Here is a 20,266-nt window from a genome sequence, read left to right as displayed (position 1 = left end):
TCATGTCCGCTCCTCTCGGAGGGTGGCGGCGGCCTGCTTGGTGGCGGCCACGATGCCCTGGTAGCCGGTGCAGCGGCAGAGGTTGCCGGCCAGTCCGTGGCGGATCTCCGCATCGGAGGGGTCGGGGTTGGCTTCAAGGAATGCGGCCACCGACACCACGAAGCCCGGCGTGCAGAACCCGCACTGCAGGCCGTGGCAGTCCCGGAAGGCCTCCTGCACCGGGTGCAGGGTGTCCTGGTCGGGGGCGAGTCCCTCCACGGTGGTGATGTGGGCGCCGTCGGCCTGCACGGCGAACAGCAGGCACGACCGGACCGCCTCGCCGTCCATCAACACGGTGCACGAGCCGCACACCCCGTGCTCACAGCCCAGATGCACCCCGGTGCACTGCGCCTGCTCCCGCAGGTAGTCGGCCAGCGTCAACCGGGGCTCGGCCACCCCACGGCGGGTGCGGCCGTTCACCGTTACCGAGAGGGGGATCGGATCAGCCACCGTCGGCCTCCCCACCAAGTTGGGACAATGCGTCGGCCAGCACCCGCCCCACCAGGGTGGAGCCGGCCTGCCGCCGGTAGCGGGCACCGGCGTGTACATCGTCGATCGGGTCCATGTCGTCGGCGGCCAGCCTGCCGATTTCTTCGGGGTAGGCGTCGGCCACCGTGGTGGCCAAAAGGGCCGCCTCCACCGAGGGGGCCCGCAGCGGAACCGCCCCCACCCCCAGCATGCCCACCGCCGCCCGATTGATGCGACCCTGATCGTCGGCGCCGATGGCCACCGCCGCTCCGGCCAGGGCGAAGTCGCCGCTGCGCCGGGCGATCTCGCCGAAGGCAAAGCCCGCCGGTTGATCCCACGCCGAAAAGCGCAGGCCCACCAGCAGCTCGTGGGGCTCGACCGCGGTGGTGAACGTGGACTGGAAGAACTCGGCGGCGGGCACCTCCCGGCTACCGGAGGCCGAGGTGATCTCGGCGGTGCCGTCGAGGGCCAGCATCACCGCCGGGTATTCCGAGGCCGGGTCGGCGTGGGCCACCGAGCCGCCGATGGTTCCCCGGTTGCGGATCTGGAAGTGGCCGATGTGGGGGGTGGCCAGGTGCAACAGCGGCACCCGGTCGGCCACCGTGGCATCGGTTTCCACTGCGGCCTGGCGGGTCATGGCCCCGATGCGGACGCCGCCGTTGTCGGCGGTCACGCCGAACAGCTCGTCCACCCGGTTCAGATCCACCAAGTGCTCGAATCGGGTGAGCCGCATGGCCAAGAGGGGTACCAGGCTCTGGCCGCCGGCCAAGGGCTTGGCGTCGTCGCCGTACTCGGCCAGCAGCCCGACCACGTCGGCCACCGACTCGGGGGCGTGATATTCGAAGGGTGCAGGCTTCACCGCCCCGCACTGTAGCCCGACCGACGAGCCGGCACGTGTTGGTGGTGTGTCGACGGGCCTCCGCCGCCGTCTCGGCCCCCTCGGGGGCCGGTCTGCCGCCGACTCGGGGCCATCTGGCAGACTGATGAGGATGCTGGACCAGGCCGAGGCGCTGCGCCACTACTGGAACGACCGGGGACCGGTGTGGGTCGAGCACCGGGAGCGTCTCGACGCCATGCTCGCCCCCCTGGGGGAAGCCGCCATCGCCCGGCTCCACCCCGACCCCGGCGAGCACCTGCTCGACGTGGGCTGCGGCACCGGCACCACCACCTTGGAGTTGGCCCGGCTGGTGGGTGAAGGCGGCTTCGTCACCGGGGTGGACGTCTCGGCCCCCATGCTCGACGAGGCCCGCCGCCGGGCCGACGGCGCCGGGATGGCCAATGTCTCGTTCGTGGTGGCCGACGCCGGCGCCCACCGGTTCGAGCCCCGGCACCACGACGGCGTGTTCTCCCGCATGGGGATCATGTTCTTCGCCGAGCCGGTGGCGGGGTTCACCAACCTTCGCCGGGCGCTGCGACCCGGGGGACGGCTGGGATTCGTCTGCTGGCGCTCGCCCGGGGAGAACTCCTGGGTGACCGAGCCGGGTCAGGCGGTGGCCGAGGTGCTGGGTCCGCCTGATCCCATGGACCCCGAGGCCCCCGGGCCGTTCTCGCTGGCGTCGGCCGACCGGATCAGCTCCGTTTTGACCGAGGCCGGGCTGGTGGACATCGACATCACCCCCTGCGACCTTCCGGTGACCATCGGCGGCGGCACCACCGACGAGCTGGTCCGCTACTACATGGATCTGCTTCCCGGCACCGCCGTCCCCGAGAACGCCGAGGTACACGTGATCGACCGGGTCAAGGCCGCCCTCGGGGCCATGGTCGAACGCCGCCGTACCCCCGATGGCATCACCATGGGCGGCGCCGCCTGGCTGGTCAGCGCCCGGGCCTAGTTGCCCACACCTGACGCCGCCTGTTCGCTTTGCACTTGGAGCCGGGCACGGCGACCGGCGGACATCGACCACAGCACGATCACCGCGGTGGCCGCCGCCATGAGCCCGTGCATCTCGCGCAGCCCGATCTGGTCGGCCAACGATCCGAGGGGGAACGCCACCAGGCTCTGCGCGCTGAACGAGACCATGAGCAGGCTCTGCACCCGGCCGTGGTACACGGGCTGGGCCAAGAGCAGGGCCATGGACATGTTGGCGGTCTGGAACACCATGGTGGCCGCCCCCAACACCATCATCACCGGCACGGCCAACATTTCATTGGGAGTTCCCGCGAACACCAGCACCCCCAGCGCCACGCCGGCCGCCGACAGGATGCGGATTCGCCACAACACCGTGTTGTTGCGCAATCGGGCCACCAGCAGCACGCAAACGAAGCCGCCGATGGCGTTGGCCCCCTGCAGGATGCCCAACCACCCCGCCCCCACGCCGAACACGCTCTCGGCAAACTTGGGCAGAAACACCATGTAGGGCATGGCCACCATGATCATGAGGAAGGTGGACAGCACCACCACCCGCAGGTAGGGGGACCGGCGCACGTAGGCCACCCCGTCGAAGATCTCTTCGAGCGGCCCCCGAGTTTCCCGCCGCTCGGGGCGCCCCGCCGGAAGCCGAGCGATGGGAATGGCCCCCGCCGCGGTGAGTCCGGCAGTGACCAGGTAGACCCCTTCGGTGCCGAAGTTGGGGGTGGCCACCAGGAATCCGGCCAAAGTCGGACCCACGATCTGGGTGGCGCACACGGTGAGCTGGGTGAGAGAGATGGCGTTGGGCAGGAGTTCCCGGCTCACCACGTCGCCGGTCATGGCCACCCGGGCGGGCCCCATGAAGGCGAACGACGCACCCTGGATGAACGAGGCCACCAGCAGCATCCAGAACTACTCCCGGTCGGTGAGCACCATGACCCCCAACCAGAGCGCGCTGAGGCTCAACGATGCGTGGGAGCCCAAGATGAGCGCCCGGCGGGAGAACCGATCGGCGGCCACCCCTCCGAACGGTGTGATGGCCAACATGCCGAGGCCGAAGGCGAACATCACCGCGGCGAAGGCCAGGTTGGAATCGGTGAGCTCGATGGCCAGCCAGCTCCGGGCCAGGATCTGCATGCCCACCGCCAGAAACGCCATCAGGCCCGACCAGAACAGGCCGGCGTAATTTCGGTTGGAGAGCGACGCGAAGGCCCCGGACGCAGCAGCGGGGGCGAGATCGCTCACGCCGTGACGGTACCGGGCCGAGGTGGACAACGCTCTACGGCGGGTCGATTTCGTCCCGGTTGCGGGGGTGTTCGTCGGCGTGAGGTGCCCGGTTCCGGTGGGCCGCCGCACCCACTGGTCGTGAAACGTCAACTCCCCCTTGGCAACGGCGTCATCGTGGGGCAAACTGCGGGTGGCAGAGTCTTGCGGGCGGAGGCCGCCTGGTTGACCCTTGCCCGAACCCAGACTCAAGGGCAAAGAACACGGCAATGAATGGAGCCTTCAACATGCGTCGGATCTTCTGGACTCTCGTGACCGCCTTGGTGGCCTTCGGGCTGCTGGGTGCAGCTTCGGCGGCGGCCCAATCCGACGACGCCGTCGGTCCGGTCACCACTCAGGCCGACGATGCCGAGCCGGTCCTGATCCATGCCGACACCGACGAACTGCAGTTGGTGATCCTGCACCACAACGACGGCGAGTCGCAGCTCGTGCAGGCGTCGTCGGATCTGCCCGACTTCGGGGGTGCGGCCCGCTTCGCCTCGCTGGTGCACCAACTGCGCGACGAGGCCACCGCCGACGGCGCGGCGGTGATCACCATCTCCTCGGGCGACAATTTCCTGAGCGGCCCCGAGCTGTCGGTCAGCCTGGACGAGGACGGGCCGTTCTACGACGCGCTGGCCCTCAACCTGATCGGCTACGACGCCCTCACCATCGGCAACCACGAATTCGACCTGGGGCCCGATGTGCTGGCTCGGTTCATCACCGAAACCACCACCGCACCGTTCATCAGCGCCAACCTGGACTTCTCCGGCGAGCCGGCCCTGGCCGCTCTGGCCGACGAGGGCCGGATCGCGCCCTCGGTGGTGGTGGAGAAGCAGGGCCGCCGCATCGGGATCATCGGCGCCACCACCCCCGAACTCACCTACATCTCCAGTCCCCGCAACGTGGTGGTCAACCCCAATGTGGCCGGGATCGTGCAACCGGAGATCGACCGTCTCACCGCCGACGGGGTCGACATCATCGTGCTGTCCACCCACCTGCAGGCCCTGAGCAGCGAGATCGATCTGGCTGCCGACCTCACCGGGGTGGATGCCATCGTGGCGGGCGGTAGCGGTGCCCTGTTGGCCGACGATTCCACGGTGCTGCTGCCCGGAGACGGCGACCCCTACGGCCCCTACCCGCTGACCGCCACCCTGGTCGACGGCACCGAGGTCCCGGTGGTGACCACGCCGGGCGACTACACCTACGTGGGTCGGCTCATCCTCACCGTGGACGCCGACGGCAACGTGACCGCCATCGACGACGCCAGCGGACTGCAACGGGTGGCCGGGGGCGACGAGCCCGACGCAGTGGAGCCCCATCCCGACGTGGTGGCCCAGGTGACCGAGCCGGTGTCCGCTGCCCTCGATGACCTGGCCGCCAACCCGGTGGGCACCACCGAGGTGCCGCTGGACGGCCGTCGCTCGCCGGGCATCCGCACCGCCGAGACCAACCTCGGCAACCTGCTCACCGACGCCCTGTTGTGGAACGGCCAGCGGCTGGCCGAGGACTTCGGCGTGCCCCAACCGGCGGTGGCCATCCAAAACGGTGGCGGCATCCGCAACGACTCGGTGATCCCGGTGGGGCCGCTCAGCGAGCTGGAGACCTTCAACATCTCTCCGTTCGGCAATTTCGTCACCGTGATCGAGGACGTGTCGGCCGCCCAGATGAAGGTGATCTTCGAGAACGCCGTGTCCCGGGTGGAGAGTTCCAGCGGACGCTTCGCCCAGGTGGCCGGGATGACCCTGGTGTACAACCCGGAGGGCACCCCCCAGGAGATCGGTGACGACGACACCGTCACCGTCGAGGGCACCCGGGTGTGGTCGATCACCCTGGACGACGGCACCGCCCTGGTGGCCGACGGGGCCGTGGTGGACGGGGCGCCGTCAACCACGCTGGTCACCCTCAACTTCTTGGCCAACGGTGGCGACCAGTACCTGTTCGGCGACGGCACCCGCACCAACCTGGGGCTGACCGACCAGCAGTCGCTGGCCGCCTATGTGAGCGAGGGACTCGAAGCGGTCATCCCCGCCGACCGCTATCCCGAAGGCGGCGAAGGCCGCATCGTCACCGCTTCCCCGGAGGCGGACGACGACATGGACGATGCTGACGACGGCATGGGTGACGCCGACGACGGGATGGACGACGGCGACACAGACGAAGAGGTCCTGGCCGAAAGCGGCTCCGAGACCGGCGTGCTCCTGCTGATCGGTGCCAGCCTGGTGCTAGCCGGCCTGCTCTTCCTCGGCCTGTCCCGCCGCACCACCGCCCGCCGCCTCACCACCGACTAACCCCATCCCCCACACCTGGGGAGGAGAGGAGCGGAGAACCTCTCGCTGATGAGTCCGCAACTTTGATATCAATCTGAATGAGACCCCGGTACCGGTGGCAACTGCATGCTAACGGGAGGTGTCGATCGCAGATACCGCCTCCCGTGGCGGTGCTGGGAATTCTGAATCCACCCTACGATCCACTGCCTTCAGCAGTCGGACATAGCATGGAGGGCTTCACACATCTGTTGACGGCCAAGGAAGTTGAGGCTTCCGATTTGCCTGGTCAAGATGGATTTCGGCACAGAGGTGAGATTGTCGAAAGTTGCCACACTGTCGTGAGCTAGGCCCTCTTCAGCGCCGACCGGCAAACATGTCGGGAGCGGCCGAAGGGTACTGGTGACAGGAGCCACGACCACGCTGTTGAGGACCGGGATGGCCCCGTTCCGAGACACGATGACAACCGGCCTGCCCTCCTCGGTGGGCTGCTCCATCAGCCAGATGTCGCCTTGGTTCATCGCCCCTCAATGGCTCCAGAATGCGGGCGTGAAGGGCCTGGGCCGAGAGGGATGCCCCGTTCGGAGGCCACGTGCTTCGGAATGAACTGGCCATCCTCGGTCCACACCCACGGTTCTGCTTCGATGAGCGCGATAGCCGCGGCCATGGCCGCAGCATCTTCATCCGGTGACTGGGGTTGCTCGCGGTAGGAGTCAATGATTTCCTGCTCGATCCGGGCTCGGCGAACGGTGTCCTCCAGGCGCTCTACAGCCCGTCGGATGACCTCAGACCGAGTTTCCCCTACCCCTTCGTCTACCAGGCGATCTATGGCCTGAACCTGCTTCTCCTCGAACCGCACCGGAATCGGCACCGTTGCTGTCATACAATCAGTATACGCGGGTGGGCTGCCGGAGAGTCAAGGCTCTCTACAGTTCACAGGTGACGCTCGCCTCTGAGGACAATCTGTGCCGAGGCCGTCCAATCAAGGGGTGAGGGGTTGGAGGGTGTCTTCGAGTCCTTCTTCGTCTCTCACGAGGTGCCAGCCGAAGCGGGCGGCGAGGGCCTCTCGGCCTTCGTCGGGGCCGCTGGCGATGATCTGGTCGTCGGCGGCCAGCACCGTGCGCCCCCTCGGCCGATAGAGGTAGCGACCCCCCCGGCGGATGGCCAACACGGTGAAGCCCGGCTCGATGCCCAGGGCCAGCTCCCGCAACGACGACCCGTCGGCACCCGAGCCCGGGGCCACCGGCAGGTCCACCACCACCTCGTCGGAGTCCCCCAGGGCGATCTCCAGGATCGGATGCACCTCCTCGCCCTGCTCCACCAAGAGGACCATCTGACGGGCCTGGTCACCGATGTCCTCGGCGGCCTGGCCCAGGTGCAGCAGGCCCCGCAGCGGGGCCGGATCGATGTTGTCGGCCGCAGCCCGCAACACCCACAGCTCCAACTGGTGGTTCATCTCATCCAGGCGCCCTTCGAGCTGCTGCACCTCGGCGGCCAACCCCCGGTCGTTGAGCACCAGCGCCGAATAGGCCAGGCCCACGGCGGCCTCCGAGAGGTCCTTCATCTCCACCAGCACCTCCACCGCACGGTGGAGATCAGAGAACCACGGGTCCTCCGGTGCCGACCGCTCCTCCCACGTGGGCGCCGCGGCCAGTTGGTGCAGCTTCACGATCCCCGCGGGGGAACCCCGCAGAAACAGCACGTCTCCGGGCATCAGCAACTGATCACCACCCACGTCGGTGATCCAACTCCGATCCCGCTTGATGGCCATCACCCGCATCCCGGCCACCACCGGCAACTCCAGATCGCCCAGGGGACGGCCCACCATGTGCGACCCCTCCCGCACCACCAGCCGGTGCGACACCTCCTCGGCGTTGGACATGTCGGCCACCAACTCGGCGGGAATCCCCAGCCGGCGGGTGACGATCCGGGAAATGTCCACCGCGTCGTTGGCGATCCGCTCGATGGCGCTGATCACCTGCAGCACCGACGACATGCCCTCGGCTTCCCGGGGGTGGCGCACGGCCATGATGCATACCGCCCGCATGTCCTGCACCAGCTCGGTCATCTGCACCTCGAGGTCGTCCACCTCGGTGGCCATGTCGGGGTCGTCGAAGTACAGGGCGGCGTAGGCCAGATCGACCATCAGCTCGGAGAGGTCCTTGGCCTCGGCGAGCATGGCCCGCAGGTTTCGCGGTCTATCGTCCATCGTCCGGTCTCTCCAAGGTAGTCGTCGGCATCCCGCTGCTCATCCTGCCCCCAAGACCTCGATGGCGAACACCAAGGTGAGGGCGCCCACCAGGTCGAGCACGGCGGTTACCGTCGGGATGCCCACCGTGTCGGGGTCGACCCCGAATCGCACGGCGGCGATGGTCCCGTAGTAGGCCACGGCCACCACCACCGCCACCGCCATCACCCCGCCGACCAGCACCACCCCCACCAACCGGCCCGCTCCCGGACCGGCCAGATCCACCAGCGACCCCGCCCCCTGCGACACCAGGGCCACGATGGCGAACACCGGCAGGGCCAAACCCACGGTCACGCCCACGTCGGCCCGCGCCTCCCGTTGGGGCACCAGGCTGGGACCGATCAGTCCCAGGTGCAGCTTGCTCGACAGGCGGTTGGCCAAGATGCCACCGAGTGCCCCGGCGGTGGCCAGGTAGCCGGGGACCAGCACCAACAGCACGGGGCGGGCGGCGAACACGTCGAATCGGTTCTCCAGCATGACCCCGGCCAACAGCGACAGGAATCCGGCCAGTGCCAACACCGGCATCGACTCCCGGAGAATGGTGCGCAGCTCCGGGGCCTTGGACCGGACGGCGGCCACCAACGAGATGGCGGTGGCGGCCACCACCATACCGGCGATCACCGGGGTCACCACGTCTCGCCGTACCAGGTGGGAGGCCACGATGAGAGCGGGCAGGGTCAACACGTCGCCCGCGGCGGTCACCATGGGGGCGGTCACGTTGTCGGGGTCGAGACCCCAGCGCACCGAACCGGTGGCCATGCCCAGGGCGACCAACAACACGAACACCGAGGCCAGCGTCCCGCCCACCACCGATATCACCAGGTAGTCGGCCACGCTGATGGCCCCCTCGATGCCGGTGGCCGACGCCACCACCGAGGCCAAGATGGCCAACACCAGCGACAACACCAGCGTCAAGGCCATGGAAGCCCTCACGTTTTGGCCCACCACGGTGGACGACCGCAGTGACAGGCGGAACGTGCCGGTGTGGATGGCGGTGCCGAGCCGGCTGCCCAACGCCCCGAAGATGTTGCCCCGCAACGCGATGGCCGCCGGCACCAACAGCAACAGCCCGGGCACGTCGGCCAGGCGCTCGTGGCTGCGACCCAACACCACCCCGGCCACCACACTGGTCACCGCCAGCACGCACAGGGCCCCCAGCGATTGGCCCACCCCCCGGGGGTCGGGACCCAGCAGTCGGATCCCCGCCGGTCCCAACCGGGCCAGTGGCGTCCGCCAAGCCGCCAACCGGGACAGGCCCAACCGGGACAGCGGCGTCCGGGGCAATCCCGTCCGGGGCAGCGACGCCCGCCAAGCCGCCAACCGGGACAGGCCCAACCGGGACGACCGGGTACGGGACTGCCCGGAGAGAGACCGCATCAGCCTGCGGCGGCCTCACCCAGTCGGCGCAGGCGCGCCTGGCAGTCCTCCCAGGCCTCCGCCAGAATGTCGGCCACCGGTCGAACCTGGTCGATGCGGCCCATCACCTGGCCGCCGAAGGGAACGGCCACGTCCATCCGCCCGCCGAAGTACTGCTCCATGAGCAGGTCGAGGCCGGGCATCTGCACCTGGTCGTGATGCTCCAGTTCGGCGGTGAGTTCGGTGCGCAGCGCCCGCATGCCGGGGCGGCCGAAACGGTTCAACAGCACGGTGTCGGTCTCGGCGGCGTCCACCACGGCCTGCTTCCAGTTGGGGTGAACCGGCGACTCGGCCGCCGACAGCATCCTGGTGCCCATCTGCACGCCGTCGGCCCCCAGGGCCAAGGCGGCGGCCATCGACACCCCGTCGCAAATCCCACCCGCAGCGATCACGGGCACTTCCACCGCGGCGCACACCAGCGGGGTGAGCACCATGGTGGAGGAACCGTGGGGGTTCTTGAACCCGCCCCCTTCCACCCCCTCCACGATGAGGCCGTCCACCCCGGCGTCCACCGCCTTTTGCGCCCCTCGCAGGGTGGGCACCACGTGGAACACGGTGATCCCTGCTTCCTTCAGCACCGAGGTGAACCGGGCCGGATCGCCGGCGGAGGTGGTGACGAACCCCACACCGTGGTCGATCACGAAGTCGATGACGGTGGCGTCGGGCACCAGGAGTTGGGCGATGTTCACCCCCCACGGGCGGTCGGTGAGGTCCCGCATCCTGGCGATCTCGTCCTTGATGGCGTCGAGTTGGCCCGAGGAGGTCTCGATGATGCCCATGCCGCCCGCGTTGGACACCGCCGAGGCAAGCGGCGACCGGGCGATGTAGCCCATCGGCGCCTGCACCACGGGGATGTCGATGCCCAGCAACTCGGTGATCCGGGTCTTCATGTCGGCTGCTCCTTCACCTCGGTCACGTACTTGGTGCCCGCCCGACACGAACTCACGGGCGGCGGGCCGGGTTGTCGTTGCGGCGTCGCATCCGGTTCCAGCGCTGGATCTGGCGCAACAAGGGCGGATGAGGACGGTCGACCGGGCGATGCAGCAGGGGAATGTGGTGGTAGGGGGAGGGCCGGTCGGAACTCCACTTGCCCGGCGGCGCCGAGGTGAGCGAGCACAGCCCGATCAAACACGTGTCGTAGTTCACCCGCCAACCGGCAAAGTCGGCCCACGCCTGGGCGATGTCCTCCACCACCGGCACCCCGGCCCGCCGCAACGTCTCGTACACCTCGTTGAATTCCCGGCGGCGAACGGTGATCGGTGCGGTGGGCGCCGGGTCGGGGTCGTAGTCGATGCCCACGAAGTCGCCCACGTTGCGCAGGGCCACATAGCCCGAACGGATCATGAACGCGGCAGCCGGCGACTGGGGCACGTTCACCGTCGACAACATGATGGCCGCCGTGTCGAGCACCGCCCCCGCGGCGGTGACCCACGACCGATCGGGGCGTACCGACCGGAAGAAGGCCAACGCCGGATAAGTCTGGTGGCTCACCTCGATGTCGGTGAACCACTGCTCCCACTGGGCCCAGGTGTCGTCCATGGCCTCCAGCCCGCCGATTTCGTGGGCCAGGATGATCATGGCCTCGGGCGTGGGCGGGGTGCCCGCCCTCACGTCCAACCGGGCCACCGCCGCCTCCCGGGTGCTGAAGGCGCTGTACAGGGTGGGCAGGAAACTGATGAGCAAAGCCACGATGCCCAGGCCGATGAGCGCCTCCGCCACGGCCAGGATCAGGGTGAACAAGTCGTTGGTCTCCCGAAAGCCCAGGGTGGTGAGCGACGAACCGCTCAACACCAGCGCCTCCCGGTAGGGGCGGACGTGCAGCGCCCAGAACATCAGCGAGAACCCGTAGGTCACCCCGACCGACCACACGAAGGGCAGCACCATCAGCGTGGTGGGGGCGTAGCGGGCCAACAGGGCGTCGCGGGATTCGTAGGTCTTGCGCCGTCGGGCCAACACCGAGAACAACAACCCCATGCCCACGTACACAAACCGAATCAGCAGGCTGCGCTCGGCTCGGGGTACCACCACGGTGTGGATGGCGGCCAGCAGAGTGGTCAGGGCGATCAGGGCCCCGACGGCGAACACAACCCCCTCGGACCAGCTCATACGGGTTCCAGATTACGGGACCGCCCATCACCGATAACCTCTTGGCGACGACATCGGCTGTCGGTCCCGGCCCAGGGCTCCGCCGGCCCGATCCAACCCTGTGAAGGCACCAGCGATGGCGAGAATCCCGATCGGACCCGAGTTCACCAACGACGCCCCGGTGGGCACCGCCATCGGTGAGGTGCCGCCCCGCCGGGAGCCGGTGAAGGTGCCCACCCACCGCTACATCTCCCCGGCGTGGGCCGACCTGGAGATGACCCACGTGTGGCCCCGGGCCTGGCAACTGGCCTGCACGGTGGACCATGTGCCGTCGCCCGGCGACTGGTTCGAGTACACCGTGGGCAACCTCTCGGTGCTGGTGGTGCGGGGTGACGACGGGAGGCTGCGGGGATTCCAGAATGTGTGCCGCCACCGGGGCAACGTGCTGTGTACCGGGTCGGGGTCGGGGCTCACCGAGCTGCGCTGTCCCTATCACCGCTGGTCGTGGACCCTGGACGGCAAGCTGCGAGAGGTGCCGTCACGCCGGGGATTCGGGGCGCTGCGCAACGACGACTACCCGCTGTTCCCCGTGCAGGTGGGCACCTGGGGGCCGTTGGTGTTCGTGAACCTGGACCCGGAAGCCGAGCCCTTGGACGACTACCTCGAGGCCATTCCCGGACTGCTGGAGTGGGCTCGCCTGGAGGAGTACGTCTGCGCCTACGACCTCACCGTGCCGCTGCCCTGCAACTGGAAGACCCTCATCGAGGCGTTCAGCGAGACCTACCACGTGCAGGGCATCCACCGGGAGATGCTGCCCAGTTGCGACGACGTCAACTCGGTGAACCGCCTGTACGGTCGCCACGGCTCGTTGCACCAGCCCTACGGGGTGCCGAGCCCCCGGTTGCGCAACGGGGCCACCGACCAGGAGATCTGGGACTCCATCATCGTCACCCAGGGAGCCCGCTACGGTCAGGACTCGGAGAATCCGGGGGCGTGCCCGCCGGTACCCGATGGGGGCAGCGTGCGAGACGTGTTGGAGGGGCTGATCCGCGACGCCACCTCCGCCAAGGGCCTGGACCTGAGCGGCTTCGACCAGGCCCAGATGCTCGACTTGTTCCAGTTCAACCTGTTCCCCAACATCACGGTGATCGTGATGTGCGACAGCATCACCGTGCTGCGGGCCCGGCCCGGCCCCACCCCCGACGACGCCCTCATGGACCTGCTCCATCTCGACCGCCGCCCACCCGGTGCCGACCGTGATCGGCCCGTGCAGGCCACCATCGCCGCCGAGGACGCCTCTCTCAACCTGGTGTTCGACCAGGATCTGTCCAACCTGCAGCGAGCCCAGCGGGGTCTGCACCAGCCGGGCCTCGACCACATCGTGTTGAGCCGAGAAGAGATGCGGATCATCAACCTCCACCGCAATCTGGAGGAGTTCATCGGCGTCGACGAACTCTCCCCCGAAGCCGTCGCCGAAATCCAGGCCCTGCGATCCCAACCCCCCGCCATCGGCCCCACCCCCCACTGAGGCCCCACTCCCGCCGACCTCCTGGAACCCCTCGGAGCGGCCCCAACAGGTTCGACAGAGCGCTTGGTCAGGAGGGGTAGAGGTCTTGGAGGGTCCAGGTGATGAGGGGGTGGTGGGGGTCGGCGACTTCGTGGAAGGAGGGGGAGAATCCGGCGGCGGAGACGAACCAGAACGGGGCGTCGGGGGCCAAGGATTCTCGGGCCCAGCCAATCCCGCTGTCGGCCAGCCGTTCCAGGGCCGTGGTGTGATCGAGGTAGGTACGGGCGTCGGCGGGTCGGTTGCGGAACTTGATCGAGCCGGTGACCACAGTGCCGTCCAAGGTGCGGCCGACCAAGTCGATCTCCACCGGGCGTCGGCTGCGGTCCTGGCCCGACCATCGCCCCCATTGCGCCACCAAGGGCAGACCCTGCTCAGGACCCCAGCGTCGACACCCCTGTCGCACCACGTCCTCGAACACGTGCCGGCCAACGTAGGAGGGGAACACCTCTGGCGCGAACCGCTCCCGCCAGGCCGCTTGCGGGCCGAGCACGGCCACCGCCGACTCCGCCGGCAGCCCGATCCCGTAGTGGAAGCGAGTGGCAGGATCGGCCAGCCGGTAGCGCACCCCCCGCTGGGGCGACGCCTCGAAATTGACCTCACGCACCAGATACGCCATGTCCTCGAGCTGATCGATGATCCGCTTCAGGGGAGTGTCGGCGCTTTGGCCCATGTTGGCGGCGATCTCCCCGACGGAGCGGGCCCCCAGGCCGATGCTCACGAGCACCGCCCGGTAACGAGCAGGGTTGCGCAAGCCCTCCTCTTGGTCGATCTCGGTCAACAGGCGGGCCCGAACCACACCGTGGGGCGACAATAGGAGGTCCGCGATGTTGTCCCCCAGGGGACGGGAGTCGTCCACCGCCGCCAGGTTGCCGGCCAGCCCGCCGAAAGCGCCGTAGGCCCGTACCCGATCGGCCGGCGAGTAGCGGGCCACCATCTGCCCGGCGTCGAAGTAGTCGAAGGGCGCCAGCGGGAGCTGAGCATCGAGGCGTCCGTAGAGCGGCGACCCTCCCTTGGCCAGGGCCTCCATCGTCCGTACGGCCGAGCCGGACAGCACCACCAACAGACCACCGGTGCGGTCCAGACCCGATTCCCACACCGCGTTCAACTCCGACGCCACCTCGCGCAGCCCGCTCTCCCCGTCGGCGAGATACTGGAACTCGTCCAACACGATCACGGTCGGAAGGGCCGGGCGCAGATGAAGCAGGGAGCGAAAGACGGTACGCCACGTGGGGTGGTCGTCCAGCCGCAGCTCTTGGCCCGACCAGGTGGCCGCCATGGCCAACAACGCCTGCCGGTTGATGGCCGCGGTGGTGGACGACGCCGAGTAGTACAACACCTGTTCGGTGGGCCAGAGACGGGACAACAAGAATGTCTTGCCCACCCGGCGGCGACCGTGAACCAACGCCAGAGCCGGCTTGCCGCCGTCGAGCAACGCCCGCAGCGTGGCCGACTCGGCTTCGCGGTCGATCAACGACGTGGACACCATGCCACTACCGTAATAGTTATCTAGTATATTAGTCAACTAACACAGTAGGTAACTAATACACTAGCAGGTCAGTGGTCAGGTTCGTGGGCACGGGAACCCGCAGACGGGCGGCGTTGGCGGGCGACAAGAGTCGGGGTTGCTGAGTCGTGGTTGGCACGGTACGCTGCGCTCAGTATTCCCCGCCTGGCCTGCTCCGCAGGGCATGGCGGGGCTATTTTTTTTGGCCCACCAAGAGATAGCCGTGATTGGGGCAAGGGCAGGCGATCTCCGTGCGGGTCGCTGCTGAGCTTGTGAGTAGTCTCCCTCACCGATGAGCCGGATGCAGACTGTGGAGCGGGCCGCCGAGAAGTGGGCCAAAGACCTCACCGACGAGTCGGGGCGAAACCTGCTGCTCTACTACAAGGAACTCAAGTCGGGAACGCTGAGTTTGGACCAGGCCGACCCCAAGGCGAGGGCTCGCCTGCAGAACGGCAGAAGGATCCGGGCCCAGGATCTCTTTCCCGACGACCTCTTCGATGACGCCTTGAGGCGGATCCGTACGGTCAAACGCAAGGCCGTCTTCAACTTCGAGGAGAAGGGCATCAACACCTTGTTCGTGGGATGGGGGATGGCCACCTGGACGCCGGTGTCCTCCAGCGCCACTCCGGCGGCACCGGTGCTGTTGTCGCCGGTGTCCTTGGAGCGCACCGGGGCCAGCGAGATCGACTTCGACATCCAACTGAGCGGCGATTGGACGCTCAATGAGGCCCTCTTGTTCCACCTCTCCCACGAGTTCAAGGTGGACGTGGCCGGAGACAGCCTCTTGGACCCATTCGGGGACGGTGAGCAGATCAGCCAAGGAGAAGAGAAGGCCATTTTCGCGGAGCTGCTCCAGCGTGCAGCCCGAGTCCCGGACTTCGATATTGCGGAGAGGGTGGTGTTGGGCAACTTCATGTTCAAGAAGATGCCGATGGTCAACGACATCCGCGACAACGTGGAAGCACTTGCCCGCCACGATGTGATCGCCGCCATCGCCGGCGACGACGAAGCCGGCCAGTCGCTGCGCAACCACCACGTCAGTGCGGTCGACCCATCCCTCCCCGATCGAACGCCGCCCCGGAACGAATTCCTGGTGCTCGACGCCGATTCATCGCAGAATCTAGCCATCAATGCCGCCATGGCGGGCGAGTCGTTTGTGCTCCAGGGGCCTCCGGGAACGGGCAAGAGCCAGACCATCTCCAATCTCATCGCCACCATGATGGCGGAGGGCAAAAGCGTTCTCTTCGTGGCCGAGAAGCGAGCCGCCATCGATGCGGTGGTCAAGCGGTTGACCTCGGCCGGTCTTGATCGGTTCGTGATGGACCTGCACGGCGGAGTCTCCTCCCGCAAGAAACTCGCCGGCCAGCTCAACGACTCGCTCGCTGAGATCGCCAGAATCCCGCCGGTCGACCTCCAGGATCTCCATCGCAAAGTAGAGAACACCCGCAAGGAACTCTCCGGGTATTCCGAGGCCCTGCACCAACCGCACCCCCCATGGAACATGTCGTACTTCGATGTTCAGAAGCACCTGCTGGGTTTGGAAGCAGGTGGTAATCCCACGGAGGGGTCGCGTCAGCCGCCGATGTGGTTCCCGGCGGCGGCCCTGTCCGACCTGGGCCGCGACGCTGCCGACGGTGTTCGCCGTGACCTCAAGGATTGGGTTGACCTCTCCGAACCGCTTCGCTCGGGAACTTCTCCATGGGCTGGAGCCCGCATCACCGCCGAAGCCGAGGCCCGCAGCGCGTCCGAGACATGCCGGGAGTTGGTTGGCAACCTCATACCCCAGTGGCTGATCCAGCAGCCGCGACTGCAACAAGAGCTGGGCATCACCGAACCGGAGTCCGTGCGCGAGTGGCAAGGGCTGACTACCGACCTCCATGACCTCTCGATTGCCATCGCAAAGACAGATGCCGTGCTCTCACCGGAGGTGTTTCATCGAGACTTGGATCAACTCGTGGAGGAGGTCACCCCAGCGGCCAAACCCTGGGTGCTGCGGCTCTTCGACAAGCGATGCAAAGCGGCCATGGAGACCCTTGACAGCCTCCTGGCCCCCTCATCCACCCTCAGCAGGCGAGCAGCGGTGGATGCGGTGGTCGCGGCCCGCACCCAGGACCGCCGATGGTCCGAACTCGGATGTAGCGGTTCGCCACGAGTGTCCGCCGCAGTCGGACAGGCCCATGCCGCGTTGGCCGCGGTGATGAAGTCGGTCGACTTCTTGTCCATCTTGGTGCCGACACAGGACTTCGCCCGGCAATCCGCAGAGGACATCTTGGCGATCGTCCGACGGCTGCTCGATGACCAACAGACGTTGTTCAGCTTGCCCCAAATGGCTGAGCTGGAGCAGCGGCTGCGTCAGAAGCAGGTGGGGCCGCTGCTCGACAAGGTCAACGACGGCTCGCTGCCACCAGAAGACCTGGAACGGGCCTTCGACCACTCGTGGCTGCGATCGATTCATCAAGAACTGCATCTGAACGACGGTCGCCTGTCCGGCTTTCGGGGAACCCGCCAAACTCGCTACGTGGCCGAGTTCATGGCTGACGACAAAGCTCACCTGGGCCGCACTGCAGCCCGAGTGGCCCGACGCATCGCCGAGCATGCCGTGGCCGCGCTGAACCGCTTCCCCGATCAAGACGAGCTGATCCGAAAGGAGGCGAACAAGAAGACACGCCACTTGCCGTTGGCCAAGCTGTTCCAACAAGCGCCCGAGGCGCTTCTGGCACTGCGCCCGTGTTGGGCGATGTCACCGCTGGACGTGGCCCAGACGCTGCCGCCACGGCCGCTGTTCGACCTGGTGGTGTTCGACGAGGCCAGCCAGGTGATGCCCTGTGACGCCATCTCAGCATTGCTACGGGGACACCGAACCATGGTGGCGGGCGATTCCCGCCAGCTCCCGCCCACAACCTTCTTCGACAGTTCCGGGGGTACCAGCGACGACCTCGACGAAGACGAGGAGTCCCTGAGCGACTACGACTCGATTCTCGATGTGATGGACGCCCGACTGTCCCGTCGCCCCCTCTCCTGGCACTACCGCTCCCAAGACGAGCGATTGATCGCCTACTCGAATCAGGAGATCTACCACGGGAGCCTCACCACCTTCCCGGGGGCCAGCGCCGACCGGTGCGTGACGTGGGAGCTGGTGCCCCACCGACCGGGCATGGCCGTGGAGAAGGGCAGCAGTTCCGACGAAGTCCTTCGGGTGGTGGACCTGATGCTCGACCATGCCCAACAGCGACCCCAAGAAAGCCTCGGGGTCATCGCCATGGGCATCCACCATGCCAATCGCATCGAGGAAGCCCTCCGCCAACGGCTCCAACACGACTCCGACGAGCAACTGGAAGAGTTCTTCCATGAAGCGAAGGAGGAGAAGACCTTCGTCAAGAACCTTGAGCGCGTGCAGGGGGACGAGCGCGACGCCATCATCTTGAGCATCGGCTACGGCAAGAATGCCGACGGCCAAATGGTGTACCGATTCGGTCCGCTGAACATGCAGGGGGGAGAGCGTCGACTCAACGTGGCCATCACCCGAGCCCGCAAGCGAATGACCCTGGTGTCGTCGTTTGCCCACAGCGACCTGGATCCCGGCAGAACCACTTCCACTGGGGCAGAGATGCTGCGTGGATTCCTGAAGTTCGCCCAGTCCGGGGGCACCGAGCTGGATGGTGCCCGCGATCCAGCCGAATTGAACCCCTTCGAAATCGATGTTCGCGACAAGCTCACCGCCGCGGGGCTGGATGTCGTGCCCCAGCACGGCTGCTCCGGGTACCGCATCGACTTCGCCGTGCGCCACCCCACCAGAGGCGGTCAATTCGCCTTGGCGGTGGAGGCCGACGGCGCCAGCTACCACTCATCCCCGACCGCTCGTGACCGGGACCGGCTGCGACAAGAACACCTGGAGCGCCTCGGCTGGCGATTCTGCCGCATCTGGTCGACCGACTGGTTCAACGACCATCGTGGCGAAGTCGACCGAGTGCTATCCGCCTTCCACCAAGCGGTGGCCGACATCGACTCCGGCAAGATCACGCCGCCGGGCGCCCCTGTGCAGTCATCGCCTGCCGACCGGGGATTCGGTGTTCAGGCAACACTGCCCGAACGGGGCCCCCAACCCTTCATTGGTCGCCACGACTCGATTGCCGAGTACTCGCAAGCCAGTCTGATCCGGCTCGCCCAGTGGATCATGTCCGACGGTCTGCTGCGCACGGACGACCAGCTCTTCGAAGAAATGTTCGCGAAGTTGGGATTCAAACGCCGAGGGCCGAAGATTCGGGAGGTCATCGGGCAGGCCATCTTGGAGTACAGGGTTCATGATTCCCGGCAAGATCATGAGCGAACCAACTGATGAGGGAACCATCACGCTAGGCAACTGACGCGGTCAGAAACTCCTTGACCGGTCGTCGGGGGGTGGCGGGCGGCGTTGGCGGGCGATCTCGAAGCACAGGACGGCGGTGGCGGCGGCCACGTTGAGGGATTCCACCGTGGGGGCCATGGGGATCGACACCCATCGATCCACGGTCACCGCGGGGGCGACGCCGTGGGCCTCGTTGCCCACCACCAGGGTGAGGGGACCGGTCAGATCCATGGTGTCGCAGGGGTGGCCCCGGTGCGGGTCGGCCCCGATCCGCTCCCCCACCGGGTCGGCCACCGCCAACGGCACCCGGAACAGGGCGCCGGCGGACGCCCGCACCGTCTTGGGGTTCCAAGGATCCACCGATCCGGGGCCGAACACCACCGCTTGGGCCCCGGCGGCCACCGCGCTGCGCACGATGGCGCCCGCGTTTCCGGGGTCGCCCACCCCGGCCAGCTCGACGACAAAGTCCCCACCAACCAGCGGCCCGGGCACCGGGATGCGGGCGGTGGCCATCACGCCCTGGGGGTTGACCACCGAGGTCACCTTGGCCAACACGCCCTGGCCGACCGTCCACACCGGGGCGTCCACCGCCACAGCGAGATCGGCCCCGGCCTCCACGAACACGTCCACCAACTCCACCCCGGCGTCCACCGCTTCGGCCAACAGCCGCGGCCCGTCGATCACGAATGTGCCGGTCGCCACCCGGTCGCGGCGGCGGTTGACCAGGCGGCGCAGCTCCGCCACCCGGGGATTGCGGGCGCTGAGCAGGGGCGTTACCCCACCCCGGCGGTGTCTTTGTCGGAGGCGGCTTTGTCGGCCGCGCCCCCGTCGGAGGCGGCTTTGTCAGCCGCGTTGCGGGCAACCTCCACCAGGGCAGCGAACGCCTCCGGGTCGCTCACCGCCAACTCGGCCAGGATCTTGCGATCCACCTCCACCTCGGCCAGCTTCAGGCCGTTGATGAACCGGCTGTAGGTGGTGCCGTTCTGGCGACAGGCGGCGTTGATGCGCTGAATCCACAAGCGGCGGAACTCACCCTTGCGGGCCCGGCGGTCCCGATAGGCGTACTGGCCGCTGTGCATCAACTGCTCGTTGGCCCCTCGGAAGGTGCGGCTCTTGTTGCCGTAGTAGCCCCTGGCCCGCTTCAGGACGGCCTTGCGGCGCTTGCGGGCGGGGACGGCGCGTTTGACCCTTGCCATCGTGTTCTCCTTGAAATCG

Annotated in this window: 17 protein-coding genes; 4 read left to right on the top strand and 13 right to left on the bottom strand. The window is 67.6% G+C overall.

Annotation, left to right across the window (positions count from 1 at the left end; translation table 11 throughout):
• Complete coding sequence (locus ACOQPQ_RS00320; RefSeq protein ID WP_420637463.1) at positions 1 to 489, bottom strand: (2Fe-2S)-binding protein; 489 nt, start codon at positions 487 to 489, stop codon at positions 1 to 3.
• The gene (locus tag ACOQPQ_RS00315) at positions 482 to 1,366 is read right to left on the bottom strand and encodes an FAD binding domain-containing protein (RefSeq protein ID WP_420637462.1); all 885 of its coding nucleotides are present in this window, start codon (positions 1,364 to 1,366) and stop codon (positions 482 to 484) included. The genes ACOQPQ_RS00320 and ACOQPQ_RS00315 overlap by 8 nt, the downstream gene beginning before the upstream one ends.
• Before the next feature lie 130 nt (positions 1,367 to 1,496).
• Between ACOQPQ_RS00315 and ACOQPQ_RS00310 the strand changes: the two genes are divergently transcribed.
• Entirely contained in the window at positions 1,497 to 2,339 is an 843-nt protein-coding gene (locus tag ACOQPQ_RS00310) for a class I SAM-dependent methyltransferase (RefSeq protein ID WP_420637461.1), read from the top strand.
• Here the strand turns inward: ACOQPQ_RS00310 and ACOQPQ_RS00305 are convergent.
• Positions 2,336 to 3,262, bottom strand: coding sequence for an MFS transporter (locus tag ACOQPQ_RS00305; RefSeq protein WP_420637460.1), 927 nt, complete (start codon positions 3,260 to 3,262; stop codon positions 2,336 to 2,338). The genes ACOQPQ_RS00310 and ACOQPQ_RS00305 overlap by 4 nt on opposite strands.
• A 6-nt stretch (positions 3,263 to 3,268) precedes the next feature.
• Positions 3,269 to 3,601, bottom strand: coding sequence for an MFS transporter (locus ACOQPQ_RS00300; RefSeq protein ID WP_420637459.1), 333 nt, complete (start codon positions 3,599 to 3,601; stop codon positions 3,269 to 3,271).
• A 290-nt stretch (positions 3,602 to 3,891) separates the two neighbouring features.
• Here ACOQPQ_RS00300 and ACOQPQ_RS00295 point away from each other — a divergent pair, with 290 nt between their 5' ends.
• Positions 3,892 to 5,910, top strand: coding sequence for a bifunctional metallophosphatase/5'-nucleotidase (locus tag ACOQPQ_RS00295; RefSeq protein ID WP_420637458.1), 2,019 nt, complete (start codon positions 3,892 to 3,894; stop codon positions 5,908 to 5,910).
• A gap of 188 nt (positions 5,911 to 6,098) precedes the next feature.
• On the opposite strand, the gene ACOQPQ_RS00290 is transcribed toward ACOQPQ_RS00295, so the two are convergent.
• The 6 genes from ACOQPQ_RS00290 to ACOQPQ_RS00265 form a co-directional block, all read right to left on the bottom strand.
• On the bottom strand, positions 6,099 to 6,407 hold the full coding sequence (locus ACOQPQ_RS00290; RefSeq protein ID WP_420637457.1) for a type II toxin-antitoxin system PemK/MazF family toxin: 309 nt from the start codon (positions 6,405 to 6,407) through the stop codon (positions 6,099 to 6,101).
• Positions 6,404 to 6,769 (bottom strand): ribbon-helix-helix domain-containing protein, encoded by a 366-nt coding sequence (locus ACOQPQ_RS00285; RefSeq protein WP_420637456.1) that lies wholly within the window; start codon positions 6,767 to 6,769, stop codon positions 6,404 to 6,406. The genes ACOQPQ_RS00290 and ACOQPQ_RS00285 overlap by 4 nt, the downstream gene beginning before the upstream one ends.
• Positions 6,770 to 6,868: 99 nt before the next feature.
• Positions 6,869 to 8,095 carry a potassium channel family protein gene (locus ACOQPQ_RS00280; RefSeq protein ID WP_420637455.1) on the bottom strand — a complete coding sequence of 409 codons (1,227 nt, stop codon included), beginning with the start codon at positions 8,093 to 8,095 and terminating at the stop codon, positions 6,869 to 6,871.
• A 39-nt stretch (positions 8,096 to 8,134) separates the two neighbouring features.
• Entirely contained in the window at positions 8,135 to 9,511 is a 1,377-nt protein-coding gene (locus tag ACOQPQ_RS00275) for a magnesium transporter (protein WP_420637454.1), read from the bottom strand.
• Positions 9,511 to 10,440 (bottom strand): NAD(P)H-dependent flavin oxidoreductase, encoded by a 930-nt coding sequence (locus tag ACOQPQ_RS00270; protein ID WP_420637453.1) that lies wholly within the window; start codon positions 10,438 to 10,440, stop codon positions 9,511 to 9,513. Before ACOQPQ_RS00270 ends, ACOQPQ_RS00275 begins: the two co-directional genes overlap by 1 nt.
• A gap of 52 nt (positions 10,441 to 10,492) precedes the next feature.
• Entirely contained in the window at positions 10,493 to 11,656 is a 1,164-nt protein-coding gene (locus ACOQPQ_RS00265) for a hypothetical protein (protein ID WP_420637452.1), read from the bottom strand.
• 115 nt (positions 11,657 to 11,771) lie between these two features.
• Here ACOQPQ_RS00265 and ACOQPQ_RS00260 point away from each other — a divergent pair, with 115 nt between their 5' ends.
• Entirely contained in the window at positions 11,772 to 13,163 is a 1,392-nt protein-coding gene (locus ACOQPQ_RS00260) for an aromatic ring-hydroxylating oxygenase subunit alpha (RefSeq protein ID WP_420637451.1), read from the top strand.
• A gap of 67 nt (positions 13,164 to 13,230) precedes the next feature.
• On the opposite strand, the gene ACOQPQ_RS00255 is transcribed toward ACOQPQ_RS00260, so the two are convergent.
• Complete coding sequence (locus tag ACOQPQ_RS00255; protein WP_420637450.1) at positions 13,231 to 14,688, bottom strand: AAA family ATPase; 1,458 nt, start codon at positions 14,686 to 14,688, stop codon at positions 13,231 to 13,233.
• 310 nt (positions 14,689 to 14,998) lie between these two features.
• Between ACOQPQ_RS00255 and ACOQPQ_RS00250 the strand changes: the two genes are divergently transcribed.
• Positions 14,999 to 19,042 carry an AAA domain-containing protein gene (locus ACOQPQ_RS00250; RefSeq protein WP_420637449.1) on the top strand — a complete coding sequence of 1,348 codons (4,044 nt, stop codon included), beginning with the start codon at positions 14,999 to 15,001 and terminating at the stop codon, positions 19,040 to 19,042.
• Between the two features lie 33 nt (positions 19,043 to 19,075).
• On the opposite strand, the gene ACOQPQ_RS00245 is transcribed toward ACOQPQ_RS00250, so the two are convergent.
• Together ACOQPQ_RS00245 and rplT are read right to left on the bottom strand one after the other, a co-directional pair.
• A complete protein-coding gene (locus ACOQPQ_RS00245; RefSeq protein ID WP_420637448.1) occupies positions 19,076 to 19,795 on the bottom strand; it encodes a TrmH family RNA methyltransferase in 720 nt (239 codons plus the stop codon).
• 29 nt (positions 19,796 to 19,824) lie between these two features.
• A complete protein-coding gene (gene rplT, locus ACOQPQ_RS00240) occupies positions 19,825 to 20,247 on the bottom strand; it encodes a 50S ribosomal protein L20 (protein ID WP_420637447.1) in 423 nt (140 codons plus the stop codon).
• Between the last annotated feature and the right edge of the window lie 19 nt (positions 20,248 to 20,266).

The sequence above is a fragment of the Candidatus Poriferisocius sp. genome, assembly GCF_965219775.1.
In the GTDB taxonomy this organism is placed as follows: Bacteria; Actinomycetota; Acidimicrobiia; order Acidimicrobiales; family Bin134; genus Poriferisocius.
Note: the sequence above shows the minus strand (reverse complement) of the source record. Positions and strands in the feature narration are given on the sequence as shown.